The organism is Cupriavidus sp. DF5525 (genome assembly GCF_040149425.2).
GTDB lineage: Bacteria > Pseudomonadota > Gammaproteobacteria > Burkholderiales > Burkholderiaceae > Cupriavidus > Cupriavidus pickettii_A.
This window is the reverse complement of the sequence record NZ_CP168266.1, coordinates 166,928-188,134: the sequence shown is the minus strand read 5'-3', so window position 1 is coordinate 188,134 and position 21,207 is coordinate 166,928. Positions and strand designations below refer to the sequence as shown.

Here is a 21,207-nt window from a genome sequence, read left to right as displayed (position 1 = left end):
CCTCAACAATCGTACACATTATCCGCCGATGGCGACACATTGCAGCGACGCCGGCGGTGTCTGATCGATGGCAAGCCAAACCATTGCGAAAGGACCTCGATCATGGCCCTGCTGATCCTCGCCTACCTCGGGGGTGTACTGACTATCCTGAGCCCGTGCATCCTGCCCGTCCTGCCTTTTGTGCTGAGCCGCACCGGCCAGCCGTTCCTGCGCGGCAGGCTGCCGATGCTGGCCGGCATGGCCCTGACCTTTGCCGGGGTGGCCACGCTGGCGTCCGCTGGCGGCGCGTGGGCCGTGCGTGCCAACGAAGCCGGGCGCCTTGCTGCCCTGGTGCTGCTGGGCGTGTTCGGGCTGTCCCTGCTCTGGCCGAAACTGGCGGATATCCTCGCACGGCCTGTGGTGGCGCTGGGCAACCGGCTGGCCAACAACGGTCCGGCCAACGCCGCTGCGTCAGCCCAGGCTTCGCCGTGGGGTTCGCTGGTGCTTGGCATCGCCACCGGCATGCTGTGGGCGCCCTGCGCCGGCCCGATCCTCGGTCTGGTCCTGACGGGCACCGCCCTTGAAGGTGCCAGCGTGTCGACATCGGTGGCGCTGGCGGCCTATGCGGCCGGCGCGGCCACCTCGCTGGCGGCGGCGCTGGGCCTGGGCAACCGCGTCTTTGCGGCGATGAAGCGGTCGATGGGTGCAAGCGAATGGCTGCGCCGCGGCTTGGGGGCGGGCGTGCTGGGCGGCGTGGTCCTCATCGGCAGTGGTGCCGACACCAGCCTGCTGGTGCACTTTCCGTTCAGCGGGCCGACCGGCATCGAGCAGGCGCTGGTCGACGGGCTGCGCAAGGAACAACAGCCCGCGCCGCAAGCCACCAACGCCGCCAGCGGTGGCGGCGGCATCTTGCTGGCCGCCAATGACACCCAGGCGGGTTTCCCGGGCCCGTTGCCCGTGGAAGGCCGCCTGCCTGCGCTCGACGGAGCCGTGCAATGGTTCAACTCCCCGCCGCTGTCGCGCGAGCAGCTGCACGGCAAGGTCACGCTGGTCTACTTCTGGACCTACTCCTGCATCAACTGCATCCGCACCCTGCCCTACCTGCGCGCCTGGGCGGAGAAGTACAAGGATCAGGGCCTGACGGTGGTTGGCGTGCACACGCCCGAGTTCGCCTTCGAGAAGAGCCCGGAAAACGTGCGCCGCGCGATCGCCAACTTCCGCATCGGCTTCCCGGTGGCCGTGGACAGCGATTACCGCATCTGGCGCGCGTTCCATAACAGCTACTGGCCGGCCGCCTACTTTGTCGACGCCAGCGGCAATATCCGCCACCACCAGTTCGGCGAGGGCGACTATGCCAAGTCCGAGCGCGTGATCCAGTCGCTGCTGGCGGAAGCGGGCAACCGGTCGGTGGCGCGCGATGTGGTCGTTCCCGAGGCGGGTGGCGCGCTAGCGGCACCGGACCTGTCGAACCTGCGCTCGAACGAGACCTATCTCGGCTATACGCAGGCGTCCAATTTCGCCTCGCCGGGCGGCATTCGGCAGGACGCGCCGAGCCAGTACACCGTTGCCAGGCTTCGCCTCAACCAGTGGGGCCTGTCCGGGCAGTGGACGGTCGGCGTCGAGCAGGCCACGCTCAATCGTGCCGATGGCAGCATCGCCTATCGCTTCCACGCGCGCGACCTGCACCTGGTGCTGGGACCGGCGGCCGACGGCCGGGCGGTGCGCTTCGTGGTCACCATCGACGGCAAGCCCCCGGGCGCCAGCCACGGCGCCGACATCGATGCGGCCGGCAACGGCGCGGTCACGCAGACGCGGCTCTACCAGCTGGTACGCCAGGCCGGCGAGGTCGGAGAACACACTTTCGAGATCCGCTTCCTGGATCCCGGTGCCCAGGCTTATGCCTTCACCTTCGGCTAGGAAAAAAAATGAGGCGGGCACTGCCTTCGCGGTGCCCGCTTTGTATCGCAGTGTGTCAGCCGTTACCGCGAACACACGCGCTTACGAAAACCCCGCCCGGCCGATACATCCCCAATACGTCACGCTGCTCAAATGGTGTCACTGGCTTCGAAACGCGGCGTTGACACCGCGCTTTCCGGATACCGGATGGCGGTCATCGCCATCTCACGCATCAGTTCACTTAACACGCATGCCCCGGGCATGAAAGGACCTCCAAATGAAAACGACTCGACTCATTGCGACTGCGTTGCTGGTCGTCGGTAGCAGCATGGCGATGCAAGCGGCCCAGGCGCAGGCCGTGGGCATCCATCGCACGGACCTGCTGAAGCAGGATATCAGCGTGCCCGGACGCGAGGCCGTCCAGGTGCGAGTCGATTTCGACCCGGGCGCGTTTGCCCCGAAGCATTCTCATCCGGGCGAAGAAGTCGCCTTTGTCCTCGAAGGCACGCTGGAGTACCAGCTCGGGGACCAGCCGCCGGTCACGCTCAAGGCCGGCGAGAGCTTGTTCATCCCCTCGGGAACGGCCCACTCGGCACGGAATGTCGGCACCGGCAAGGCGGCGGAGCTCGCTACCTACATTGTCAAGAAAGGCGCTCCGCTGGCCGTACCGGGCAAGTGAGCGTGACCTGAATGCACCGCGATACTGAAGACCAGAGTCCAGGAAGTGCGACCATGAATGCATCGGAATCTCCCAACGCTACCGTCCTGTCCCGCCGGGCTCTGTTGCTGAGCGGCGCGGCGGCGGCAGCCCTTGCGGCATTTCGTCCGGTAACGGCCGCCACCCCGTCCGATACGGCACAGGCCGCCGGGGCGCGGGCCGCAGCCACAGACGCCATCCGCCCTTTTCGCGTCAACGTTCCGCAAGCGGCGCTCACCGACCTGCGCCGCCGCCTGGCCGCGACGCGGTGGCCCGACGCCGAGCCGGTCAGTGACCGCGCGCAGGGCGTGCAGCTCAACAAGCTTCAGCCGCTGGTGCGCTACTGGCAGACCGGCTACGACTGGCGCAAGGCCGAGGCGAAACTCAATGCCTTGCCGCAGTTCCTGACCAATATCGACGGTCTGGACACTCATTTCATCCACGTCCGCTCCCGCCATCCGAACGCATTGCCGCTGATCATGACCCACGGCTGGCCCGGGTCGGTCTTCGAGTTGCTGAAGGTGATCGGTCCGCTGACCGATCCCACGGCGCACGGCGGCTCTGCCGACGATGCCTTCCACCTGGTGCTGCCGTCCCTGCCTGGCTTCGGCTTTTCGGAGAAGCCCAAGGGCACCGGCTGGAATCCGGACCGCATCGGCCGCGCCTGGGACGTCCTGATGAAGCGCCTGGGATACACGCGCTACGTCTCGCAAGGCGGCGACTGGGGCGCCATCATTTCCGATGCGATGGGCCGCCAGGCGCCTGCCGGTCTGCTCGGCATCCACGTCAACCGGATCGAGCGCGCGACGACGCTCCCGCCGGAAATTGCCAGGGCACTGAAGAGCGGCGACCCTGCCCCGGAGGGCCTGACTGCCGAGGAGCAGGCGGTATTCGACCAGGCCAGGGAGTTCCTCAACAAGGGCTTGGGCTACGCCGCGATCATGGGAACGCGTCCGCAAACGCTGGGCTACAGCCTCGCCGACTCGCCCGTGGGACTGGCGGCGTGGATCTATGACAAGATCGCCGACTGGGTCTACACCCGCGGCGACCCGGAGCGCGCGCTGACCCGCGACGAGCTGCTCGACAACATCACGCTCTACTGGCTGACCAACACCGGGCCGTCGAGCGGGCGCATCTACGCGGAGAGCAATCCGGGCGCGGCCAGCGGGACCGGCATCTCGATCCCGGCGGCAGTGACGATCTTCCCCGGAGAGGTCTACAGGCCGCCGAAGCACTGGGCGGCACGGACCTATCGGAACCTGGTCTACTACAACCGCGTAGACAAGGGCGGCCACTTCGCGGCCTGGGAAGAGCCGGCGCTGTTCAGCGCCGAGGTGCGCGCCGCGTTCCGCTCCCTGCGCTGAGCGCGGCGCTCAGCCCAGCACGGCGCGCGCGATCACGGTGCGCTGGATCTCGGACGAGCCCTCGTAGATGCGCAGGATGCGGGCATCGCGCACCAGCCGCTCCAGCGGCATCTCGCGCGTAAAGCCGTAGCCGCCGTGGATCTGCAGCGCGGTATCGGTGACGAAGGCGACGGTCTCCGAGGCATAGAGCTTGGCCATCGAGGCGTGCTCGGTAAAGGGCTCGCCGTCCCGGCGCCGGACCGTTGCCTGCAGCGTCAGCAGCCATGCCGCCTCCAGCCGCGTGCGCATGTCGGCGAACATCCATTGCAGGCCTTGCTTGCGCGCCAGCGGCTCGCCGCCGACCTGGCGCTGCCGGGCCCAGTCCACCGCGCAGGCCAGCGCCGCCTCGGCGATGCCCAGGCTGGTCGCGGCCACGTCCAGGCGGCTGTTGTCGAGCACCTTCATTGCCGTGCGGAAGCCGCTGCCTTCTGGCCCCAGCCGGTTGGCGGCCGGCACGAAGCAGTCCAGCGCCACCTCGTGGGCCGGCGCGCCGCGGATGCCCATCAGCTTCTCGGCGGGCGCGACCTCGACGCCGGCGCTGCGGCGATCGACCACGAAGGCGCTGATGCCGCGCGTGCCGGCGCCCGGATCGGTCTTGGCGTAGACCACGATGAAGTCCGCCGCGTCCGCGTTGGAGATAAAGTGCTTGACGCCGCGCAGGCGGTAGCCGTCGCCCTCCGGCGTGGCGCGCGTGGCCATGTCGGCCGGGTTGGACCCTGCGCGCGGCTCGGTCAGCGCGAAGGCGCCCAGCTTCGTGCCCGCCGCCGCATCCGGCAGGTAGCGCTCGCGCAGGCTGTCGTCGCCGCCGATCAGGATGGAATCGGTGGCCAGGTAGTGCGCGCCAATCATCGAAGAGGTCGAGGCGCAGGCCCTGGCGACCTCGGCCAGCGACAGGATCAGGGCGACCGGCGAGGTTTCGGTGCCGCCCCAACGCTCAGGCAGGTTCATGCCCATCAGGCCGAGTTCGGCTAGCTGGGGAACATAGCGGGTGGTGGAGGTTTCGTCGCGATCCACTTCGGCCGCCTTCGGCGCCAGTTCGCTCTGCGTGAAGCGGCTGATCGCGTCCGCGATTTCCAGATCGCCCGGCTCGACACCCAAGCGCTTATGCATGTTGCTTCTCCGTGTTGAACATATGCGTTTCCCCGCTATCGGCGGACATCGCCGCGGCACCCAGCGCGCCGCTGGCCCACAACCTGGCAGAGGCGATGCCCAGCCCGCCCAGGATGGCCTCGGTGTGCTGCCCCAGCGTCGGCGCAGGCGTCACGCGGTTGGCGCCATAGCCTGAGAACTTCACCGGCTGCGATGGCAGCCGCACGGTGCCGCCGTCCGGCTCGGGCACTTCGGTCAGCAGGCCGCGATGGGCGGCATGCTCGCTTTCCAGTGCCTCCTTCACATTGCGGATGGGCGCAACCGGAATGCCCGCCGCGCCCAGCAGCCGGTTCACCTCGGCCACCGAACGGGTGGCCGACCAGGCTTCGAGACCGGCGCGCAGCTCGGCCTCGAAGCGGCAGCGCGTCTGGTCGTCGGCAAAGCGCGGGTCCTGCGCCATCTCGGGCCGGCCGATCGCCGTGGCGAGCGCCTCGAACAGCTTGTTGTTCAGCACCGCCACCACGTAGAAACCATCCGCCGCGCGGTACGCGCCGAACGGCGCGGACGACGGATGGCGGTTGCCGACCCGCTGCGGCGCCAGGCCGGTCGCGGCATAGCGCGCGACCAGGGTGGCGCTGAGGCTCAGCGTGGCGTCGAACATCGAGACGTCGACATGGGTGCCCCGGCCGCTCTTCTGCCGCGCCAGCAGCGCGGCCAGCACGCCCCAGGAGGCAAACAGGCCACTGACGGCATCGGAGACCGCTTCACCAAGCAAGGTAGGCGTGCCGTCCGGCGCGCCGGTGGCGTCCATCAGCCCGCACATCGCCTGCAGGATGATGTCGTAGGCCGGCCGGTGCGATTCCGGGCCGGTCTGGCCGAAGCCCGAAACGCTGGCGTAGACCAGCGACGGATTCAGTGCGTGCAGCGCCTGGTAGCCGATGCCGAGCTTGTCCGCCACGCCCGGGCGGAAGTTCTCCACCACCACGTCGGCCCGGGCGCAGAGCGAGCGCGCCAGTTCCAGCCCCGCTTGCGCCTTCAGGTCGATCACGATGCTTTGCTTGTTGCGGTTCATCGCGGCGAACAGACCGCTCTTGCCGTCGACAAAGGGGCCGACCGCGCGGTAGTCATCGCCACCCGGCGGCTCGATCTTGATCACCTCGGCGCCGAGATCGCCGAGCAGCGCCGTGCAGTAAGGGCCAGCCAGCACGCGCGAGAAATCGATGATGCGAATGCCGGCCAGCGGCAGGTCGGATTGGGTCACCTCTTGCTCCTCCAAAGCTTGCAGGCCTGGCGGCGCCCTGCCCTGCAGGGGGGCGGCCGGCTTGCGTTGCGGTGACACGATTCTGTGCGGCGGAGGCTATCAAGTAAAATATTGAAATCAACTAGCACCTATAGGATTTTCTAATGCGCACCTCGCTGCGGCTGTTGCGCTACTTCGTCGCCACCGCGGAATCGGGCAGCACCACGGCGGCGGCGCGGCAGTTGAACGTCTCCCAACCCTCCATCTCCGTCGCCATCCGCGAACTGGAGACGCTGTTCGAGGAAGCGCTGTTTGCACGCGACGCGGGCGCGAAGATGACCCTGACCCGCTTCGGCGTGCGCAAGCTCGCCGAAGCGCGCCACATCCTTGGCGCCGCCACGGCCTTCGAAATCGACAAGAGCGGCGATGCCACCGCCGGCGAGGTCCGGCTCGGCGTCTTCCGCACGCTGGCGCCGGCCTACCTGCCGGTGGTGCTGCGCATCGCGCGCGAGCGCTATCCCAGGCTGTCGGTGCGCTTCGTCGAGGGCGACCTGGCCCAGCTTGAAGACTGGCTACACGGCGGGCAGATCGAGCTGGCGCTGACCTACGACGTGGGCCTGCCCAATGAAATCGACCGCGAAGTGCTGGCGGAACTCAGGCCCTACGGGCTGGTGCCTGCCGCCTCCCGGCTGGCGCGGCGCAAGGGTGGGATATCGCTGCACGAACTGGCGCGGGAGCCGCTGATCCTGATCGATCTGCCGCACAGCCGCGAATTCCTGATGGCGCCGTTCTGGCAATTCGGGCTGCAGCCCGAGGTGCGCTACCGCGCGACTTCGCTGGAGCTGGCGCGGAGCATGGTGGCGAATGGGTTGGGGGTGGCGCTTCTGATTACGCAGGCGCCTGCGTCAAGCCAGAGCGCAAGCGTGGCGGAGCGGCCGATTCTGGAGGAGACGGTGCGGCAGCCGCTGGTGATTGCGCGGCCGAGTGCCACAACCCGGACGCGGGCTTCGGAGTTGCTGGCGGCATGCGTGCGGGACGCGGTGGGAGAGGCGATGGCGGCGCGGGCAAGGCCCGTTCAACGCAAGCGTGCGGCTGGCGGGGAACGGTGATGGCTGGGCGGATGAAGCCGGGGTCTATTCGGCCCAGGTTCTAGATGACGAAGCGGCGGCGATCTTCTCCTGCTCTCGCGCACCGATGCCGCACAGCCCACAATGCACCAACCAATGTAGACTTTCCGGCAGCACGGACCGCCGAAGTGCACTGCTCCAATATGGTCTCTTCCGGATACAGGGACAATTCTGCCGCACAGCCGAGCGTCACGACAATATCAAGCGCGGATGAACTGTCGATCGCGTGCCTCAAGAGCGTTGCCAGGTGCCGTTCGATACTTTGATCATGGACGCGGTGAGGTTCGGTTGCGGCGGCGCGAAGTCTTCTTACCATTGCCCGAATGTAGTGAAGAAGATCAGCGGATTTCGGATCGGCGCAGGTTCCCAGTTGCTTTGCGGGCTGGTCCATCGTTCTAGTCCACGATCGGAGTTATGAGAGTCGAGCATTTGAGTCCTGCCGCCAATGAAGACGACCGATTCCTGCAGCCCTAGCACGTACTTGATATCCGTGGCCTCGGGCATCGCTTCCATCAGTGCAAGCTCAGTGGTTCCGGGATCTCCGTCATCGCATCCGCATCGCGCGAAATTGGACGAGGATTGATTCAGACCGCTTGCGCGTTGAATCGGCATAAATATCTATGGGGCCTTCCTGGTTCCAGGACGAGTCATCCAATGCTCCTTGAGCTGCGACAGGAAGCCTTCGGCGCTAGGCGTGAGACTGCGGCCCTGCAATACGACAACTCCAATGCTCCGCGTCAACGCGGGCTGGGCCAGCGGCTTCAGTATCAGGCCAGGCCCCAGGGCGGCAGGGACTGCGCCGCCTGGAACGATCGCCAGGCCAACACCGGCGTGCACGAACTGCATCACCGTCGCGAACTGATTCACCGTGACTGCATGTTTCAGATTCAGGCCAGCGGCTGCGGCGGCACCGTCCAGCATTCGGCGCGTTTGAGCCTCCTTCGGTAGCGACACCATGGCGTAGTTGGCAACTTCGACAAGCGTCAGCGTCTTGCGGCCAGCGAGGGGGTGGCTCGTGGGCATGACCACGTGGAATCCCTCACGACCCAGTGCAATGCTGGAAAACTCGCCGGGGATATCGTCGACATAGGTGAGCCCCAGGTCGGCGACACCGCTGCGGACGTCGTCCAGTACCGTGCCGTGAACGCCCTCCCTGACCTGGATCTCAATGCGCGGCCTTGACTCTCTATAGCTTGCAACAACGGTCGGGAGGTGGGTATATGCCACCGACATCACAGCGGAGATGATGACCTGACCCCGCTGCTCATCGGCGATCTCCCGCATTCCCTCGAATGAAATCCGGAGGTCCGCCAGGATCCGGTTTGCCAGCGCGACAAATTCTTGTCCTGCGGGCGTTATCTCGACCTTTCTGGTGGAGCGACGAAACAGCTCGACGCCAATTGCAGCTTCGACTCGCTGCACCGTGCGCGTCAGTGCCGGCTGCGAAAGATCCAACGCAATGGAAGCCGCGAGAAAGCTTCCTTCGTCGGCGATGGCGCAGACCGCCTGCAGTTCACGGGAACTCAGGTCAGGTACGAGGTTCTTGTTCATGGCGGCAGGCAGGTGACGTTTCGATGGCTACCCGATTATGCCGCAAGCCAACGCATGTCTTGCGCCCGTTGTGGGCATGATTCGGCAGTTACGCCAGTCGAATGCCCGCAGCCTTGATGATCTTTGCGTAGCGATCCGCTTCCTCCTTGCAGAAAGCAGCAAATCGTTCGGGCGATTCCCCGAGCGGCTCGGCCGACAGATCTGCCAATCGCGCGCGCACCTCCTGATTGGCAAGCGCCTTGACCGTGGCCGCTTGAAGTGCCGCGACAATTTCCTGTGGTGTCTTTGCGGGAGCCCAAAGTCCGTACCAGGTCGTCATCGTCATCTCTGGATAGCCGCTCTCCACCAAGGTCGGGGTGTCCGGCAAACTCTTCGAGCGGCGATTGCCCGTCACGGCCAACGCGCGGAGCTTTCCGGCCTTGACCAGCGGCAACGACGCCGGCATGGAATCAAACATGAATGTCACCTGCCCGCCGATAAGATCGGTCAATGCGGGCGCGCTCCCCTTATAGGGGGCGTGCACTGCCGAAATTCCCGTGAGCATCTTGAACAATTCGCCTGCCAGATGGCCGGGCGTCCCGTTGCTGGATGACGCAAAGCTGCAGCCTGTTGGGCGGGACTTGACGTACCGCACCAACTCACTGACGCTATGAATCGGCAGGTCGGACGCCACCAGAAGCTGAATCGGCGTGGATGCCAGGCTCGTGATCGGCGTGAAATCCTTGATGGGATCGTGGGGAAGCTTCGGGTACAGGAACGGATTGATGACCTGCGCCGAGACATTGATCAGCAACGTCTGCCCATTGGGCGGCGCCTTGGCTACCATGTCTGCACCGATCGTGCCGCTCGCGCCGCCGCGGTTGTCCACGACAAACGATTGCTTGAGAACCTCCGACATCTGGTGCGCCACAATCCTGCCAACGACATCGGTGGGACCGCCGGCCGGGAAGGGTATGACCACGCGAACCGGACCAATGGGATATGGAGTTGCCGACGCGAGCGTCGGAAGTCCAATAAGCTGGGCTGTGCCAAATGCGGCAACTCCGGCCCTCAAGAACTGGCGCCTATCCATCTTTGTCTCCTGGATGTCATCATTGTTTTAACTTCCGACCGGAACACTTGCTTCCGTTGTTACCGAGGACTATCTCGTTACGCTTCCCTCTTCCTGGAGGTAGCGCTGCGCGTCCAGCGCAGCCATGCAGCCACTTCCTGCCGAGGTGATGGCCTGCCGATAGATGGCGTCCTGAACGTCTCCGGCCGCAAAGACGCCGGCAATGCTTGTCATCGTCGACATGCCGCCCAGCCCGCTGCGAGTCAGGATGTAACCATCCCGCATCTCGAGTTTCCCCTTGAAGATGTCCGTATTCGGTTTGTGCCCGATCGCAATGAAGCAGCCGGTCACCAACAGCTCGACTTCCCCGCCTTGCCTGATGTCGCGCAGTCGCACGCCGGTGACGCCGGACGCGTCGCCAGTCACCTCCTCGAGTTCGTGCCAAAGATGAAGATGAATCTTTCCGGTAGCGACCTTCTCCATCAGGTGGGAGACGAGGATCGGCTCGGCGCGGAAGCTATCCCTGCGGTGAATCAGATGCACGGTCGCGGCGATGTTCGACAGGTAAAGCGCTTCCTCCACCGCCGTATTGCCACCACCGACAACGCAAACATCCTGGTTTCGATAGAAGAAGCCGTCGCACGTCGCGCACCCGCTCACGCCCCGGCCCCGGAACGCTTCTTCGGAAGGGAGGCCGAGATACTTTGCAGAAGCACCTGTCGCGACAATCAGTGCGTCGCACGTGGTCGTCCCAGACTCACCGCGCAGCGTAAAAGGACGCTTGCTCAAATCGACCTCCTCGATCTGATCGAAAACGATCCTCGCATCGAAGCGCTCCGCATGGAGCTGGAATCGTTCCATCAAGTCGGGGCCGGTGACCCCATCGACATCGGCGGGCCAGTTGTCGACGTCGGTCGTGGTCATGAGTTGCCCGCCTTGCGCGGCACCGGTAACCAGAACGGGCGAGAGATTGGCTCGTGCCGCATACAAGGCGGCGGTATAGCCGGCGGGGCCAGAGCCAAGGATCAGCACGCGCACGTGGGCATTCGCTTCATTAGAACTCATGGTGACTCTCGAAAAATGGATACGTAACTGACTACTGCAAACAGATCAGGTCTGAATAATGTTGTCCTTGGCGAGCAGCTCGATTTCCGCGTCGTCAGTCCTGAGCACGCTCTTGAGCACAGCGGCAGTACTCGATCCAAGACGGGGTGGCGGGCTCCTGTACTCGACTGGTGTGCCGGACAGGCGTATCGGGCTTGCGACGACGCAGACGCTGCTCCCCTCCTCGGATGCCATGTCGACCTTCATGCCACGATGCATGACATGCGGATCGGAGAAGACGTCATTGAGATTGTTGATAGGGCCGCACGGAACCCCGTTCGCCTCAAGTTGCGTCAGCCAGTCCTGCGTCGTCCTGGTCCTTACGACCGACTCGATCAGAGGCACCAGGACGTGGCGATTCTCGATGCGACGGCTGTTCGAGGTGAAACGAGGATCATAGCGCCACTGCGGCTCACCCAGGACCTCGCAGAGCCGGGAGAATTGCCCCTCATTGCCTACCGTGATAATGATGTGACCATCCGAGGTACCGAAATCCTGGTAGGGAACGATGTTCGGATGACCATTTCCCAGACGCGGCGGCTGATCTCCGCTCGCCAGGAAATTCATGGCCTGGTTTGCCAGGCACGCGATCTGCACGTCCAGCAATGCTGCATCCACCCACTGGCCGATCCCCGATTTCTCCCGGTGTGCAAGTGCCGCCAGAATACCGATGGTGGCGTAGAGCCCCGTCATGATGTCGGTAAGCGCAACACCAACTTTCAGGGGCCCTTCTCCCGGCTCACCATCGGGCCTGCCGGTAATGCTCATGAGTCCACCCATCCCCTGCACGAGGAAATCGTATCCGGGCCGATGGGAATAGGGCCCGGTCTGGCCGAATCCAGTGATCGAGCAGTACACGATCCTTGGATTGATCTCGCGAAGTGACTCGTAATCGAGGCCGTATTGCTTCAAGCCACCCACCTTGAAGTTTTCAACAACGACATCGCAGTGCTCGGCTAAGGCACGAACCAGTGCCTGGCCGCGCGGATGACTGAGATCGATGGCTACCGATTGCTTGTTCCGATTCGCGCCGGCAAAGTATGCGGACTGACGCGCATCGTCGCGCCAATCCACGGGATTGACCCATGGCGGGCCCCATGAGCGGGTGTCGTCACCCGCTTCCGGCCGCTCGATCTTGATGACCTCCGCGCCAAGATCGGCGAGTATCTGGCTCGCCCATGGTCCCGCAAGTACCCGGGATAAATCCAACACGCGCAGATGAGACAATGCCCCCATGACTTCATGGCCTCCATTTGGAATGCAGCCAGACCAGTCATCCACGCCCAAAGGTTTGGGCGTGGATGTCGTGCGTCCCTTCACAGGTATTGACGCCCTCGGGATTCAACGGGTGGCGATCCGCTGCGCCGCAAGCCACGTAACCAGTTGGGTACGTGTGGCCGCGCCGGTGCGCGTGGCTTGCAACTTTCCGCCCTGGAACAGCAACAGCGTTGGTACGCCACGCACACCAAACCGGGAGGCCACGTCCGGGTTCGCTACCACGTCCACTTTCTCGACGACCATGCGGCCGTCCATCGCACCCGCCACCTCGTCAAGCACCGGCGCCAGGGCAGCACAGGGCTTGCAATCGGGGCTGAAGCAATCGATGAGAACTGGCATTTCGCTTTGCGCGAGCAATGCATCGATGTCCTGCATGCCGGAACTTTGGGCGGTCGTGTTCATGATCACTGGAGCTCGACTTTGGTCTTCAGCGGCTCCTTCGTGCCAAGCCACACTTGCTGAGCCTGTTCCTTGATCTGCCCTACGCGATGCGCCACTTCTTCAGGCGTGATGGAGCTCACGGGGTGCGAGATGACCACAGGCTCGAGGGACTTCATGCCGACCGCCTGGCGGGTCAGTTCCGTCTCGCGAACGAATTCGGTGGTGATAATCGCGGCGCTCGGGATACCCAGTTTTTCCAGGGCGATCGAGTCGCGAATGCAGGCCGAGCAGCACGAGCCGCAATCCCCGATGGCAGTCAGCACGACGTCGTTCTCTGCCGCAATTTGCGCGATCAGCTCAGGCGTAGCGTCCTTTGAGAAGCTGTGCTTGACGTAGTAGTTCACCGCAGCGAAGTCGATGTCCTCACCCAGCGCTGCCGCTGCACCGCGGAGCAGCTTGTTGGCATTCCACTTCGAGTTGTCCAGGATGCCGAGGCGCAGCTGTTTCAGCGACGTCTTTCGCTCGGAAACCGGCGCATCCTCAAAACGCAGCGCGCCGCGCGGGTCGAACACTTCAACAGTGGATTCTTCGCTCTTCATCAACATGGCAATCTCCTAATGTTCTTTGTTACGGGTTCGGTACGACAACATCAGAGGGCGCACGCACCGCCAACACACTCCGCGCCGTTGTCACCGGCCCCACTGCCCTCGACCGCGCGCAGCACCGGCGTGCTCATGTGGCCCCAGCCGGGGATCAGCACCGAGAAACGCCCCGCCTCACCACCCATCACAAACAGGTGGATGTTGTCCGGGCTATGGATGATGGGAATGCGCGTGTCATCTTCGCGCTTGTAGTACTTCGGCAGGTTGCGGTTGTAGACCTTGCCATAGCGATGGCCATACGCCAGGTCGATGAAGCGATTGCCGTGGTTGTGGAAGAGGTAGTTGCGCACGTCCGCGCGGGACCAGCCGTATTTGCCGATGGTTTGCGCATGCTCCAGGCCTAGCACCACCGCAATGTGCCCACCCAGCACGGCGCTGTTCGAAGCAATGGTGCTCATGGCCGAGCACATCGTGTCCAGGATGCCTTCTGGGTCGTTCGAGATGTGGTTGGTCACACTGTGCGGTGCTTCAGCGGCCATCACGAACACGGTCGAGTCTTCCGGCTTGTAGCCATGTTCGACGTGATACGGGGCCAGCGGGCTTTGCGCCTCGTTCTCGGCCACGCAATAGGTGTACTTCCCCGGATGGCCCAGCGTGCTCTTGTCCAGATCGCCGGGCCAGCCACCGCCGACGTTGAGCATGATCAGGCGAATCGCCCGGCCGATGGTCGCGTTCGCACGGTTGCCCGAGCCAAAGGCATTGCAGCCGCCGTTCATCCCGATCTCGCGGGCAATCGGGCCATTGACGATCAGCAGCGGCGAGGCGACGTGCGTGGTTGCCTGCACCCCGTTCAGGTTGAACGCCTGGTCCGTCAGCGCCTTGACGGCGGCCAGGACAACCGGGGTGTACTCGGGCTTGCAGCCGGCCATCACCATATTGACCGCAAGCACTTCGCGACTCAGTTCGCCCCAACGCGGGGCAATGCGGGCCTCAACGAACTTCGGATCACCGCCCAGCCGCGCAACGATTTCGTCGACCTTTTCCTGCGTGGGCGGCACCACCGGCAAGCCATCGCTGAACCCGCGCTCGTAGTAGTACTCGACCAGGTCGACCCCAGCCGGAACACAGCTCACCACCGCACCTTCCTGCATCACAGCGCTCATTGTCCTGACTCCTGTCTAACGTTGTCGTGTTGGTAGAGAGGAGAATAGAGGCTGTGGCCGATTAATTACAACAATAAACTATTTACCGATTTGATTGCGTTTTATGCATATATTGCGGGGAGCGGTGGCACATCAACCCCCGCGCCCTCGAGGGCCGCAGCGGGACAGTTCGCCCCCCTCGTCACGACAGGGCTCGTTGTCGCAAAAGCCTGCCAAGGGCCGCATCGGCTCGCCGCAACCTGCGTTCCTTCGCCGACCTGGAACCGCCGGAGGCAGCATCCGGCGGATGCGCCCCCTCCACGTCATTCGCTCCGACTTGTGGAACCGAGGCATCGAGATCGGCCGCGTCTGCGGTCAGTCCAGGTAGGCTCGCGCGTTCGTGATCACTGGGGTCCATTTGGCAATCTCCTTTCGCAGTTGGTCCTCCAGCCCCTCCGGCGTTGCTTTGTTGCCGTCTACCGGGACGGCACCAAGCTTGGCCATCGAAGCCTTGAACGCCGGCTCCGCCAGCGCGGCCCGCAAGGCGGCAGAGAGCTTGTCGATCACTGGCCTGGGCGTACGTTTCGGCGCATACAGTCCGTGCCAGACAGTCACCTCGAAGCGATCCAGTCCCTGCTCCTGAAGTGTCCGAACCTCCGGCAAGTTTGAAAGGCGGACCGCCGTGGTCGTGCCGTAGGCCTTGACCCGGTGCGTCAGAATCGGCTGTGTCGTCGTCGTTACCTGGTCGCACATCAAGTCCACCTGTCCGCCCATCAGGTCGGTCATCGCTGGCCCCGCTCCTTTGTAAGGCACCGATGTCATCGATACGCCCAGCCGGTTCATCAGCAGCAGCCCACACAGATGCGACGCCGTACCGACGCCTGCATTAGAGATGTTGATCTGCTTCTGCCGCGCCGTTATCCAGGGTACGAGTTCCGCGAATCCCTCTGGCTTCATGTCTTTCCGCCCGATCAGGGTCATCGGCACGTCGACCACCTGGCCGATGTACGAGAAGTCCTTCAGGGGATCGAAGCGGAGGCTGCGCGACAAGGCTGGCAGGGTCGCAAAGCCAATGTTGTGGATCAGAAGCGTATAGCCGTCCGGCTCGGCCCGGGTTACGACTTCGCTGCCGACAATGCCGCTGGAGCTCGCTCGATTCTCGACCACCACAGGTTGCCCGAGCGCACGGCCCATCGCTACCGCCAAGGATCTCGCGACCACGTCCGTTGGGCCGCCTGCGCTGAAGGGAACCACCAGCGTCACCGGCTTGGATGGAAATGAATCCGCATAGGCCGGACACGAAAGGATCGCGCCTGCCAGAAGGTAGAGGTACTGCTTCATTGCTTGTCTCCATTTATCTTTTGGTCTGTGCTGTGTCGGAGCCGTGGCCGGCCGCAGCATTCACGAAACTGCCAGCGCCCCGGTCAACGGGCTCGCGATGCCTTGTGGTGAATGGTCAGAAACCGGGTCGGGAAGTGGCTCTCGCAGCGTGACCAGTTCCTCGGCAGCCGTTGGATGCAGCGCGATGGTGCTGTCGAACTGCGCCTTGGTCGCCCCGGCTTCGAGCGCGACCGCAACGAGTTGCACCATCTCTGCCGCGCCGGCGCCTGCGATATGCACGCCGACGACCTTGTCGGTGACCGCATCGACCACGATCTTCATAAGTACGCGTTCGGCGCTCCCGGAAAGCGTTGCGGACAGCGGGCGGAAGTCTGTACGAAACACCCGCACGGGCCCGCCGCCTGCTCGCGCTGCCGCTTCGGACAGGCCCACGGTAGCGATCTCCGGCGTCGAGAAGACAGCGGTAGGAATCCTTCCGTAGTTCATCCTGCGCGTCTTGCCATCGCCAAACAGCAATTCCGCGACGGCTTGCCCCTCCAGGATTGCCGCGGGTGTCAGGTTGGCACGATTGGTCACGTCACCTACCGCAAAGATTGATGGCACGCTCGTTCGTGAGTCGGCGTCGACCTGGATGGACCCGGACGAATCCATGGCCACGCCGTTTTCCTTGAGCCCAATCTCCGATGTAAGAGGCCGACGCCCCACGGCAAACAGCACTGTGTCGACTCGCATTCCGGTACCGTCGGAAAGGTTTGCATCCAACCCTCCGCCCTCCCCTTGTTCGATGCTGGTAACCGTTGTGCGCAGCCGCAGATCGACGCCCCGCTGTACGTAGGCAGTTTCGAGGCGCGACTGCAGGTCGGCATCGAATCCTCGGAGCAGATGGCTCCCTCGGTGGACCAGTGTTGTGGCGACACCCATCCCACGGAAGATGCCGGCAAACTCCACCGCGACATAGCCGCCGCCGACGATCAGGATGCGATCGGGCAAGGCCTCGAGGCCGAACGCCTCATCCGAGGTGATCCCGTGGCAAGCTCCGGCGATATGCGTGGGCATGACTGGGGATCCACCTGTCGCCACCAGTATGTAGCGCGAACGGAGGGACCTTCCAGACGCCAACCGGACGGTGTGCGCGTCCTCGATCACGGCACGCTCTCGATAGAGGGTGACGCCGTCTGCATCCAGGCCGTTGGAATACGCTTGCTCCAGCCGCGCGAGTTCGCGATCCTTTGCGGCGAGGAGTCGGGACCAATCGAAGTGCCGGTTGTCTACGCGCCAGCCAAATCCCGGGGCGTCGGCAAAGCTATCGGAGAACCGGCTTGCCAGGACCAGCAACTTCTTTGGTACACATCCTCGCATGACGCATGTGCCACCAACCCGGTCGGCTTCCGCGATCGCCACACGGGCCCCGGCGCGCGCCCCAATGCGCGCAGCCCGAACGCCGCCAGAGCCCGCGCCGATGACGAACAGATCCAGCTCATAGGACATGAAAGCTCCTGGTGGGCCTACTCGGCCATAGCATGGGTTGCGTCGCGCTCACGACGAGAGAGCTTGTCGATGCTGGGGTCGCGGACCAGCACGCCCTCGGCATAGAGACCAGCGATCTCGGCGTCGGTGAGCCCAAGAAGCTCCACCAGCGTGGACTCGTTGTTCTCCCCCATCAGATCCGCATGGAGATCGTTGGACGGCGTCCAACCGGAGAACCTGACAGGCATCCCGGGAATGTCAAACGCCCCGAGCGTCTGATCATGTACGCGTCGGACCGTGCCACGAGCGCGCATGTGCGGATGGGCCATCGCCTCGTTGAGCGTCAGGACCGGCGCTACCGGAATACGCTTTACCTCGAGCCGCTCGATCGCCGTTTCGCGCGTAGGGAATCGCGCCAGCCACGCCTCGAGGACCGATTTCAACGCTGTATTGTTGTCGCGTCGTAGCGCCGCTGTGGAGAAGCGCGGGTCATCGAGCAACCCGGGCTGCTCCAGCGCCTCGACGAACGCCTTCCACTGGTGCGGCAGCGTGGCCAGCGTTATGTAGCTGCCATCCGAACAGCGGAAGATGCCGGTCGGCCCACCGTCCGGATGCTGCGATCCGGTTCGCCTGGGTGTGTAGTTCTTTCGCAGAGAGACGCGAGGCATCGCCACCTCGTGCATATTCATGTAGCTGTCGAGCAACGAAGCTTCGACATGCTGCCCCTCCCCGGTGCGCTCACGGTGCAGCAGCGCGAAGCTGATGGCCATCGCGGCGGCCCAGCCGGTGGTCATGTCCCCGATTGCCATCGTGATGAGCGCCGGCTCGCCATTCGGGTCACCGATCAGGTCAGTGACGCCGGAATAGGCCTGGGCGATGTAGTCGTAGCCAGGCTTCTGGCTCAACGGCCCCGTCTGTCCCGCCAGCGAGATCGAGCACATGATCAGGCCGGGATGCAGCGCCTTGAGTTCGCCGTAGGACAAACCTGCGCGCGCCATCACGCCGGGTGAGAAGTTTTCGATCACGACGTCGAACTTGGGCACCAGCCGCCGGATCAGATCCCGGGCATGAGGATGCTTGAAATCCAGCGCCAAGCTTCTCTTGGAATGGTTGTGCTGAAAATAGTAAGTGCTGTGCGTGGTGCCCTTGTATTCGGGGGCCGTCGGCCGCAAGCCACCGATCCGCGTCCGGTCACCGTGCGGACCAAGTTCGAGCTTGACGACATCCGCGCCCATCTCGGCCAGGAGACGGCCACAGGTGGGACCAGCAACAATCTGCGTGATATCAAGGACACGGTATCCCTGAAGCATTGAAGGCGAAGACATGTGCGTTCCTTGCGAGAGCTCAGCGGGTGTCAAACTGCGAGGCGCCGAACAGGTTGTCCCAGCGTTCGCCGGCGGGCTTCGCGCCGGATTTGTCCACTTTGTCGGAGAGCACCGCAAGCCCCCTCTGGACTGCCGGACGTGCCCGGACGGTTCCGTACCAACGCCGCAGGTTCGGAAAATCCTCCAGTGCCTGCCCTTGCCATTTATGCGCGCGCAGCCACGGGTACGTGGCCATGTCAGCGATCGAGTACTCGTTGCCGCCCAGGTACGCCACGTCTCCCAGGCGCCGGTCGATCACGCGATACAGCCTGGCCGCCTCATTCGTGTAGCGATCGACCGCGTAAGGGATTGGCTCGGGCGCGTACTTGCGGAAATGATGGGCCTGGCCGAGCATCGGGCCGACTCCCCCCATCTGGAACATCAGCCACTGCACAACTTCCTGGCGCGGCTGCATGTCCTGGGGAAGGAACTTCCATCCGGCTTTCTCGGCGAGATACATCATGATGGCGCCGGACTCGAACATAGCGAACGGTTCGTCGCCCGGGCCGTCATGATCGACGATCGCGGGGATCTTGTTGTTCGGGCTGATCCTGAGGAAATCCGGCTTGAACTGATCCCCCTTCCCTATGTGCACGGGTATTACCCGGTACGGGAGGGCGAGCTCTTCCAAAAGGATCGAGACCTTATAGCCGTTGGGCGTGCTCCAGAAGTACAGGTCAATCATGATCGACCTCGTCAGGCAATTGCCAGGACTTGCGAATTCTCGAACTGCCGGCGAAGTTCATCTTCAACGAACTCCATGCGGTCCTTGCCCCAGAACATCTCATCGCCGACAAGGATCATCGGCACCCCGAAGACCCCGCGTTCGACTGCGCGGTCCGTGGCCTCCACCAGTTCCTTGCCGATCTCATCACTGGCGCTCATCGCCTCAAACCAGTCCGGGTCGACCCCCAATTCCGTGGCAATCGGCCGCAAGCCGGCGTACTCGACAATCGTCGCGTCGCCCCTCTCCCAGTAAGCACTGAAGACCTGCTCGACGAATTCGAGTTCGAGACCCTGGCGGCGCATTGCCAGAGAGCCGCGCAGCACCCGGCTCGACTTGATGGGAAACTGGCGCGGGATCTGAAACGGCAGATTGAACTTTTCCGCCCAACGCATCAGATCGCGCTTGCGGTACCGCAACTTGGACTTGGGCTCCTTCATCAGCTCATAGCCGTACTGCCGGAAGACATGGCCCAGGTTGTACGGATGCAGCACGAGTTCTGCGTCGTGGCGCTCCAGGATTGGCCTGATAAGTTTGAGGGCGAAGTAGGTATTGGTGCTTCCAATGTCCCAGTAGACGTCGACACGATTCTTGGTCACTGCATTGCTCCTGGCTGATAGGATCTGGTTGCTGGCGGGGTAGTGAGGCCAGTGTAAGATTCCATCGAAGCCCGGCCTAATAGCGAATTCAGATCTGGGTATAAGTCAAAGATATCGCCCGCACTGGGCAGCCCAGCGAGTGCCGGCAGGAGACGATCACACGCCATGGAACTGCGGCAACTCCGGTATTTCGTTCGCATCGTAGAGTTGGGTGGCCTGTCCCGCGCTGCCGCCGATCTCTACATCGCACAACCCGCGCTGAGTCAGCAGATTGCCAATCTGGAAGCCGAGTTTGGCGTGCAACTGCTGACGCGCACATCGCGCGGCGTCACGCCAACCGCCGCAGGTAAAGTGCTCTATCGCCATGCCCAGGCGGCGCTGCGGCTGGCGGAGCGGATCAAGGCCGACGTGCAGCACGCGGGAGGCGCGCCAGTCGGCGCGGTCTCCGTGGGTATGCCGACGAGTGTGGCGAACATTCTCGCCGCGCCTCTCGTCGCGGCTGTGCGCAGCCGCCTTCCGCAAGTCCGATTGCAGATCATGGAGAGCTTGAGCGGCCACCTGGCAGAGATGGTGGCCAACGGGCGTATCGAAATGGCGCTCTTGTTCGAACGGCACGAACCCGGCGATGCGGCGGCACCACACAGAAAGGCGTTGCCGCATCTGGACATCAAGCCTTTATTGGTCGAAGAGCTCTTCCTGTTGGCCGCTGGCAGCGGGCCATTCGGAGAGCCCGTGAGCCTGGCCGACGCCGCGTCGCGGCCTTTGATCTTGCCGGGGCGTGCGAATGCAACGCGACAGATCATTGACGACGCGCTGGCAAAGGCGGGCCTGACAGCAGAGATCGTCGCAGAGCTTGACTCGCTGGCCACCATCAAATCGGTGGTGGCGGATGGCTTGGGCGCCACCATTCTGTCTGCGTCGGCGTTGGCCGGCGCCTCCCCCGTGAAGGGTGTGGTCGCACACCGGATTTCCGACGCAACACTCAAGCGTCAGGTATCGCTGTGTACCTATGATGTGAAGACGTTGAGTGTGGCCGCTGAACACGTATCGGCACTGCTCCTTGAGGTGAGCATGGCGCTTGTACGCGACGGCACGTGGGAGGGCGCACACCTGCTTCTCGCAGGAGATGACCCGGCGCCATAAGTTTGAGCGATAGGGGCAGGCGTCGATCG

General features: G+C 63.8%; 20 protein-coding genes. 5 read left to right on the top strand and 15 right to left on the bottom strand.

Annotated elements, in window-relative coordinates; all coding sequences use genetic code 11:
- The first annotated feature begins 102 nt into the window (after positions 1-102).
- From ABNX08_RS22090 to ABNX08_RS22080, 3 genes are all read left to right on the top strand, one after another.
- Complete coding sequence (locus ABNX08_RS22090; protein ID WP_022537826.1) at positions 103-1,896, top strand: cytochrome c biogenesis protein DipZ; 1,794 nt, start codon at positions 103-105, stop codon at positions 1,894-1,896.
- Between the two features lie 256 nt (positions 1,897-2,152).
- Positions 2,153-2,554 carry a cupin domain-containing protein gene (locus ABNX08_RS22085; RefSeq protein ID WP_022537825.1) on the top strand — a complete coding sequence of 134 codons (402 nt, stop codon included), beginning with the start codon at positions 2,153-2,155 and terminating at the stop codon, positions 2,552-2,554.
- Positions 2,555-2,607: 53 nt separating this feature from the next.
- Positions 2,608-3,936, top strand: a complete 1,329-nt coding sequence (locus tag ABNX08_RS22080; RefSeq protein WP_041681698.1) for an epoxide hydrolase family protein — start codon at positions 2,608-2,610, stop codon at positions 3,934-3,936.
- 9 nt (positions 3,937-3,945) lie between these two features.
- Here the strand turns inward: ABNX08_RS22080 and ABNX08_RS22075 are convergent, their stop codons facing one another.
- Positions 3,946-5,085 (bottom strand): acyl-CoA dehydrogenase family protein, encoded by a 1,140-nt coding sequence (locus tag ABNX08_RS22075; RefSeq protein ID WP_022537823.1) that lies wholly within the window; start codon positions 5,083-5,085, stop codon positions 3,946-3,948.
- Complete coding sequence (locus tag ABNX08_RS22070) at positions 5,078-6,325, bottom strand: CaiB/BaiF CoA-transferase family protein (RefSeq protein ID WP_022537822.1); 1,248 nt, start codon at positions 6,323-6,325, stop codon at positions 5,078-5,080. The genes ABNX08_RS22075 and ABNX08_RS22070 overlap by 8 nt, the downstream gene beginning before the upstream one ends.
- Before the next feature lie 143 nt (positions 6,326-6,468).
- Between ABNX08_RS22070 and ABNX08_RS22065 the strand changes: the two genes are divergently transcribed.
- Complete coding sequence (locus tag ABNX08_RS22065) at positions 6,469-7,413, top strand: LysR family transcriptional regulator (protein ID WP_022537821.1); 945 nt, start codon at positions 6,469-6,471, stop codon at positions 7,411-7,413.
- Between the two features lie 40 nt (positions 7,414-7,453).
- Here ABNX08_RS22065 and ABNX08_RS22060 read toward each other — a convergent pair whose 3' ends face one another.
- The 13 genes from ABNX08_RS22060 to ABNX08_RS22000 form a co-directional block, all read right to left on the bottom strand.
- Entirely contained in the window at positions 7,454-7,822 is a 369-nt protein-coding gene (locus tag ABNX08_RS22060; protein WP_349608635.1) for a hypothetical protein, read from the bottom strand.
- Positions 7,823-8,049: 227 nt separating this feature from the next.
- Positions 8,050-8,982 carry a LysR family transcriptional regulator gene (locus tag ABNX08_RS22055; RefSeq protein WP_022537819.1) on the bottom strand — a complete coding sequence of 311 codons (933 nt, stop codon included), beginning with the start codon at positions 8,980-8,982 and terminating at the stop codon, positions 8,050-8,052.
- An 88-nt stretch (positions 8,983-9,070) separates the two neighbouring features.
- Positions 9,071-10,054: a tripartite tricarboxylate transporter substrate binding protein gene (locus ABNX08_RS22050; protein WP_022537818.1), complete on the bottom strand. Its 984-nt coding sequence runs from the start codon at positions 10,052-10,054 to the stop codon at positions 9,071-9,073.
- Positions 10,055-10,123: 69 nt separating this feature from the next.
- Complete coding sequence (gene trxB / locus ABNX08_RS22045) at positions 10,124-11,098, bottom strand: thioredoxin-disulfide reductase (RefSeq protein WP_022537817.1); 975 nt, start codon at positions 11,096-11,098, stop codon at positions 10,124-10,126.
- Positions 11,099-11,143: 45 nt separating this feature from the next.
- A complete protein-coding gene (locus tag ABNX08_RS22040) occupies positions 11,144-12,373 on the bottom strand; it encodes a CaiB/BaiF CoA-transferase family protein (protein ID WP_022537816.1) in 1,230 nt (409 codons plus the stop codon).
- Between the two features lie 105 nt (positions 12,374-12,478).
- Positions 12,479-12,817 carry a thioredoxin family protein gene (locus tag ABNX08_RS22035; protein ID WP_041681695.1) on the bottom strand — a complete coding sequence of 113 codons (339 nt, stop codon included), beginning with the start codon at positions 12,815-12,817 and terminating at the stop codon, positions 12,479-12,481.
- A 2-nt stretch (positions 12,818-12,819) separates the two neighbouring features.
- Positions 12,820-13,401, bottom strand: coding sequence for a UGSC family (seleno)protein (locus ABNX08_RS22030; protein ID WP_022537814.1), 582 nt, complete (start codon positions 13,399-13,401; stop codon positions 12,820-12,822).
- A gap of 44 nt (positions 13,402-13,445) precedes the next feature.
- Positions 13,446-14,561 carry a hypothetical protein gene (locus ABNX08_RS22025; RefSeq protein WP_022537813.1) on the bottom strand — a complete coding sequence of 372 codons (1,116 nt, stop codon included), beginning with the start codon at positions 14,559-14,561 and terminating at the stop codon, positions 13,446-13,448.
- 354 nt (positions 14,562-14,915) lie between these two features.
- Entirely contained in the window at positions 14,916-15,881 is a 966-nt protein-coding gene (locus ABNX08_RS22020) for a tripartite tricarboxylate transporter substrate-binding protein (RefSeq protein WP_022537812.1), read from the bottom strand.
- Between the two features lie 60 nt (positions 15,882-15,941).
- Positions 15,942-17,369 carry a glutathione-disulfide reductase gene (gorA, locus tag ABNX08_RS22015; protein ID WP_022537811.1) on the bottom strand — a complete coding sequence of 476 codons (1,428 nt, stop codon included), beginning with the start codon at positions 17,367-17,369 and terminating at the stop codon, positions 15,942-15,944.
- Positions 17,370-17,386: 17 nt separating this feature from the next.
- The gene (locus ABNX08_RS22010) at positions 17,387-18,673 is read right to left on the bottom strand and encodes a CaiB/BaiF CoA-transferase family protein (protein ID WP_022537810.1); all 1,287 of its coding nucleotides are present in this window, start codon (positions 18,671-18,673) and stop codon (positions 17,387-17,389) included.
- A 19-nt stretch (positions 18,674-18,692) separates the two neighbouring features.
- Complete coding sequence (locus ABNX08_RS22005; RefSeq protein WP_022537809.1) at positions 18,693-19,397, bottom strand: glutathione S-transferase N-terminal domain-containing protein; 705 nt, start codon at positions 19,395-19,397, stop codon at positions 18,693-18,695.
- Positions 19,398-19,408: 11 nt separating this feature from the next.
- Positions 19,409-20,035 carry a 2-hydroxychromene-2-carboxylate isomerase gene (locus ABNX08_RS22000; RefSeq protein ID WP_022537808.1) on the bottom strand — a complete coding sequence of 209 codons (627 nt, stop codon included), beginning with the start codon at positions 20,033-20,035 and terminating at the stop codon, positions 19,409-19,411.
- Between the two features lie 165 nt (positions 20,036-20,200).
- On the opposite strand from ABNX08_RS22000, the gene ABNX08_RS21995 reads away from it, so the two are divergent.
- Positions 20,201-21,178, top strand: a complete 978-nt coding sequence (locus ABNX08_RS21995; protein WP_022537807.1) for a LysR substrate-binding domain-containing protein — start codon at positions 20,201-20,203, stop codon at positions 21,176-21,178.
- The last annotated feature ends 29 nt before the right edge of the window (positions 21,179-21,207 follow it).

Coding starts and splice junctions, on each gene's coding strand:
- ABNX08_RS22050 (WP_022537818.1), bottom strand. CDS start 10,054: ATGGATAGGCGCCAGTTCTTGAGGGCCGGAGTTGCCGCATTTGGCACA.
- ABNX08_RS22030 (WP_022537814.1), bottom strand. CDS start 13,401: ATGTTGATGAAGAGCGAAGAATCCACTGTTGAAGTGTTCGACCCGCGC.
- ABNX08_RS22040 (WP_022537816.1), bottom strand. CDS start 12,373: ATGGGGGCATTGTCTCATCTGCGCGTGTTGGATTTATCCCGGGTACTT.
- ABNX08_RS22085 (WP_022537825.1), top strand. CDS start 2,153: ATGAAAACGACTCGACTCATTGCGACTGCGTTGCTGGTCGTCGGTAGC.
- ABNX08_RS22020 (WP_022537812.1), bottom strand. CDS start 15,881: ATGAAGCAGTACCTCTACCTTCTGGCAGGCGCGATCCTTTCGTGTCCG.
- ABNX08_RS22060 (WP_349608635.1), bottom strand. CDS start 7,822: ATGGACCAGCCCGCAAAGCAACTGGGAACCTGCGCCGATCCGAAATCC.
- ABNX08_RS22005 (WP_022537809.1), bottom strand. CDS start 19,397: ATGATTGACCTGTACTTCTGGAGCACGCCCAACGGCTATAAGGTCTCG.
- ABNX08_RS22010 (WP_022537810.1), bottom strand. CDS start 18,673: ATGTCTTCGCCTTCAATGCTTCAGGGATACCGTGTCCTTGATATCACG.
- ABNX08_RS22035 (WP_041681695.1), bottom strand. CDS start 12,817: ATGAACACGACCGCCCAAAGTTCCGGCATGCAGGACATCGATGCATTG.
- ABNX08_RS22080 (WP_041681698.1), top strand. CDS start 2,608: ATGAATGCATCGGAATCTCCCAACGCTACCGTCCTGTCCCGCCGGGCT.
- ABNX08_RS22025 (WP_022537813.1), bottom strand. CDS start 14,561: ATGAGCGCTGTGATGCAGGAAGGTGCGGTGGTGAGCTGTGTTCCGGCT.
- trxB (WP_022537817.1), bottom strand. CDS start 11,098: ATGAGTTCTAATGAAGCGAATGCCCACGTGCGCGTGCTGATCCTTGGC.
- ABNX08_RS22055 (WP_022537819.1), bottom strand. CDS start 8,982: ATGAACAAGAACCTCGTACCTGACCTGAGTTCCCGTGAACTGCAGGCG.
- ABNX08_RS22075 (WP_022537823.1), bottom strand. CDS start 5,085: ATGCATAAGCGCTTGGGTGTCGAGCCGGGCGATCTGGAAATCGCGGAC.
- ABNX08_RS21995 (WP_022537807.1), top strand. CDS start 20,201: ATGGAACTGCGGCAACTCCGGTATTTCGTTCGCATCGTAGAGTTGGGT.
- ABNX08_RS22065 (WP_022537821.1), top strand. CDS start 6,469: ATGCGCACCTCGCTGCGGCTGTTGCGCTACTTCGTCGCCACCGCGGAA.
- gorA (WP_022537811.1), bottom strand. CDS start 17,369: ATGTCCTATGAGCTGGATCTGTTCGTCATCGGCGCGGGCTCTGGCGGC.
- ABNX08_RS22090 (WP_022537826.1), top strand. CDS start 103: ATGGCCCTGCTGATCCTCGCCTACCTCGGGGGTGTACTGACTATCCTG.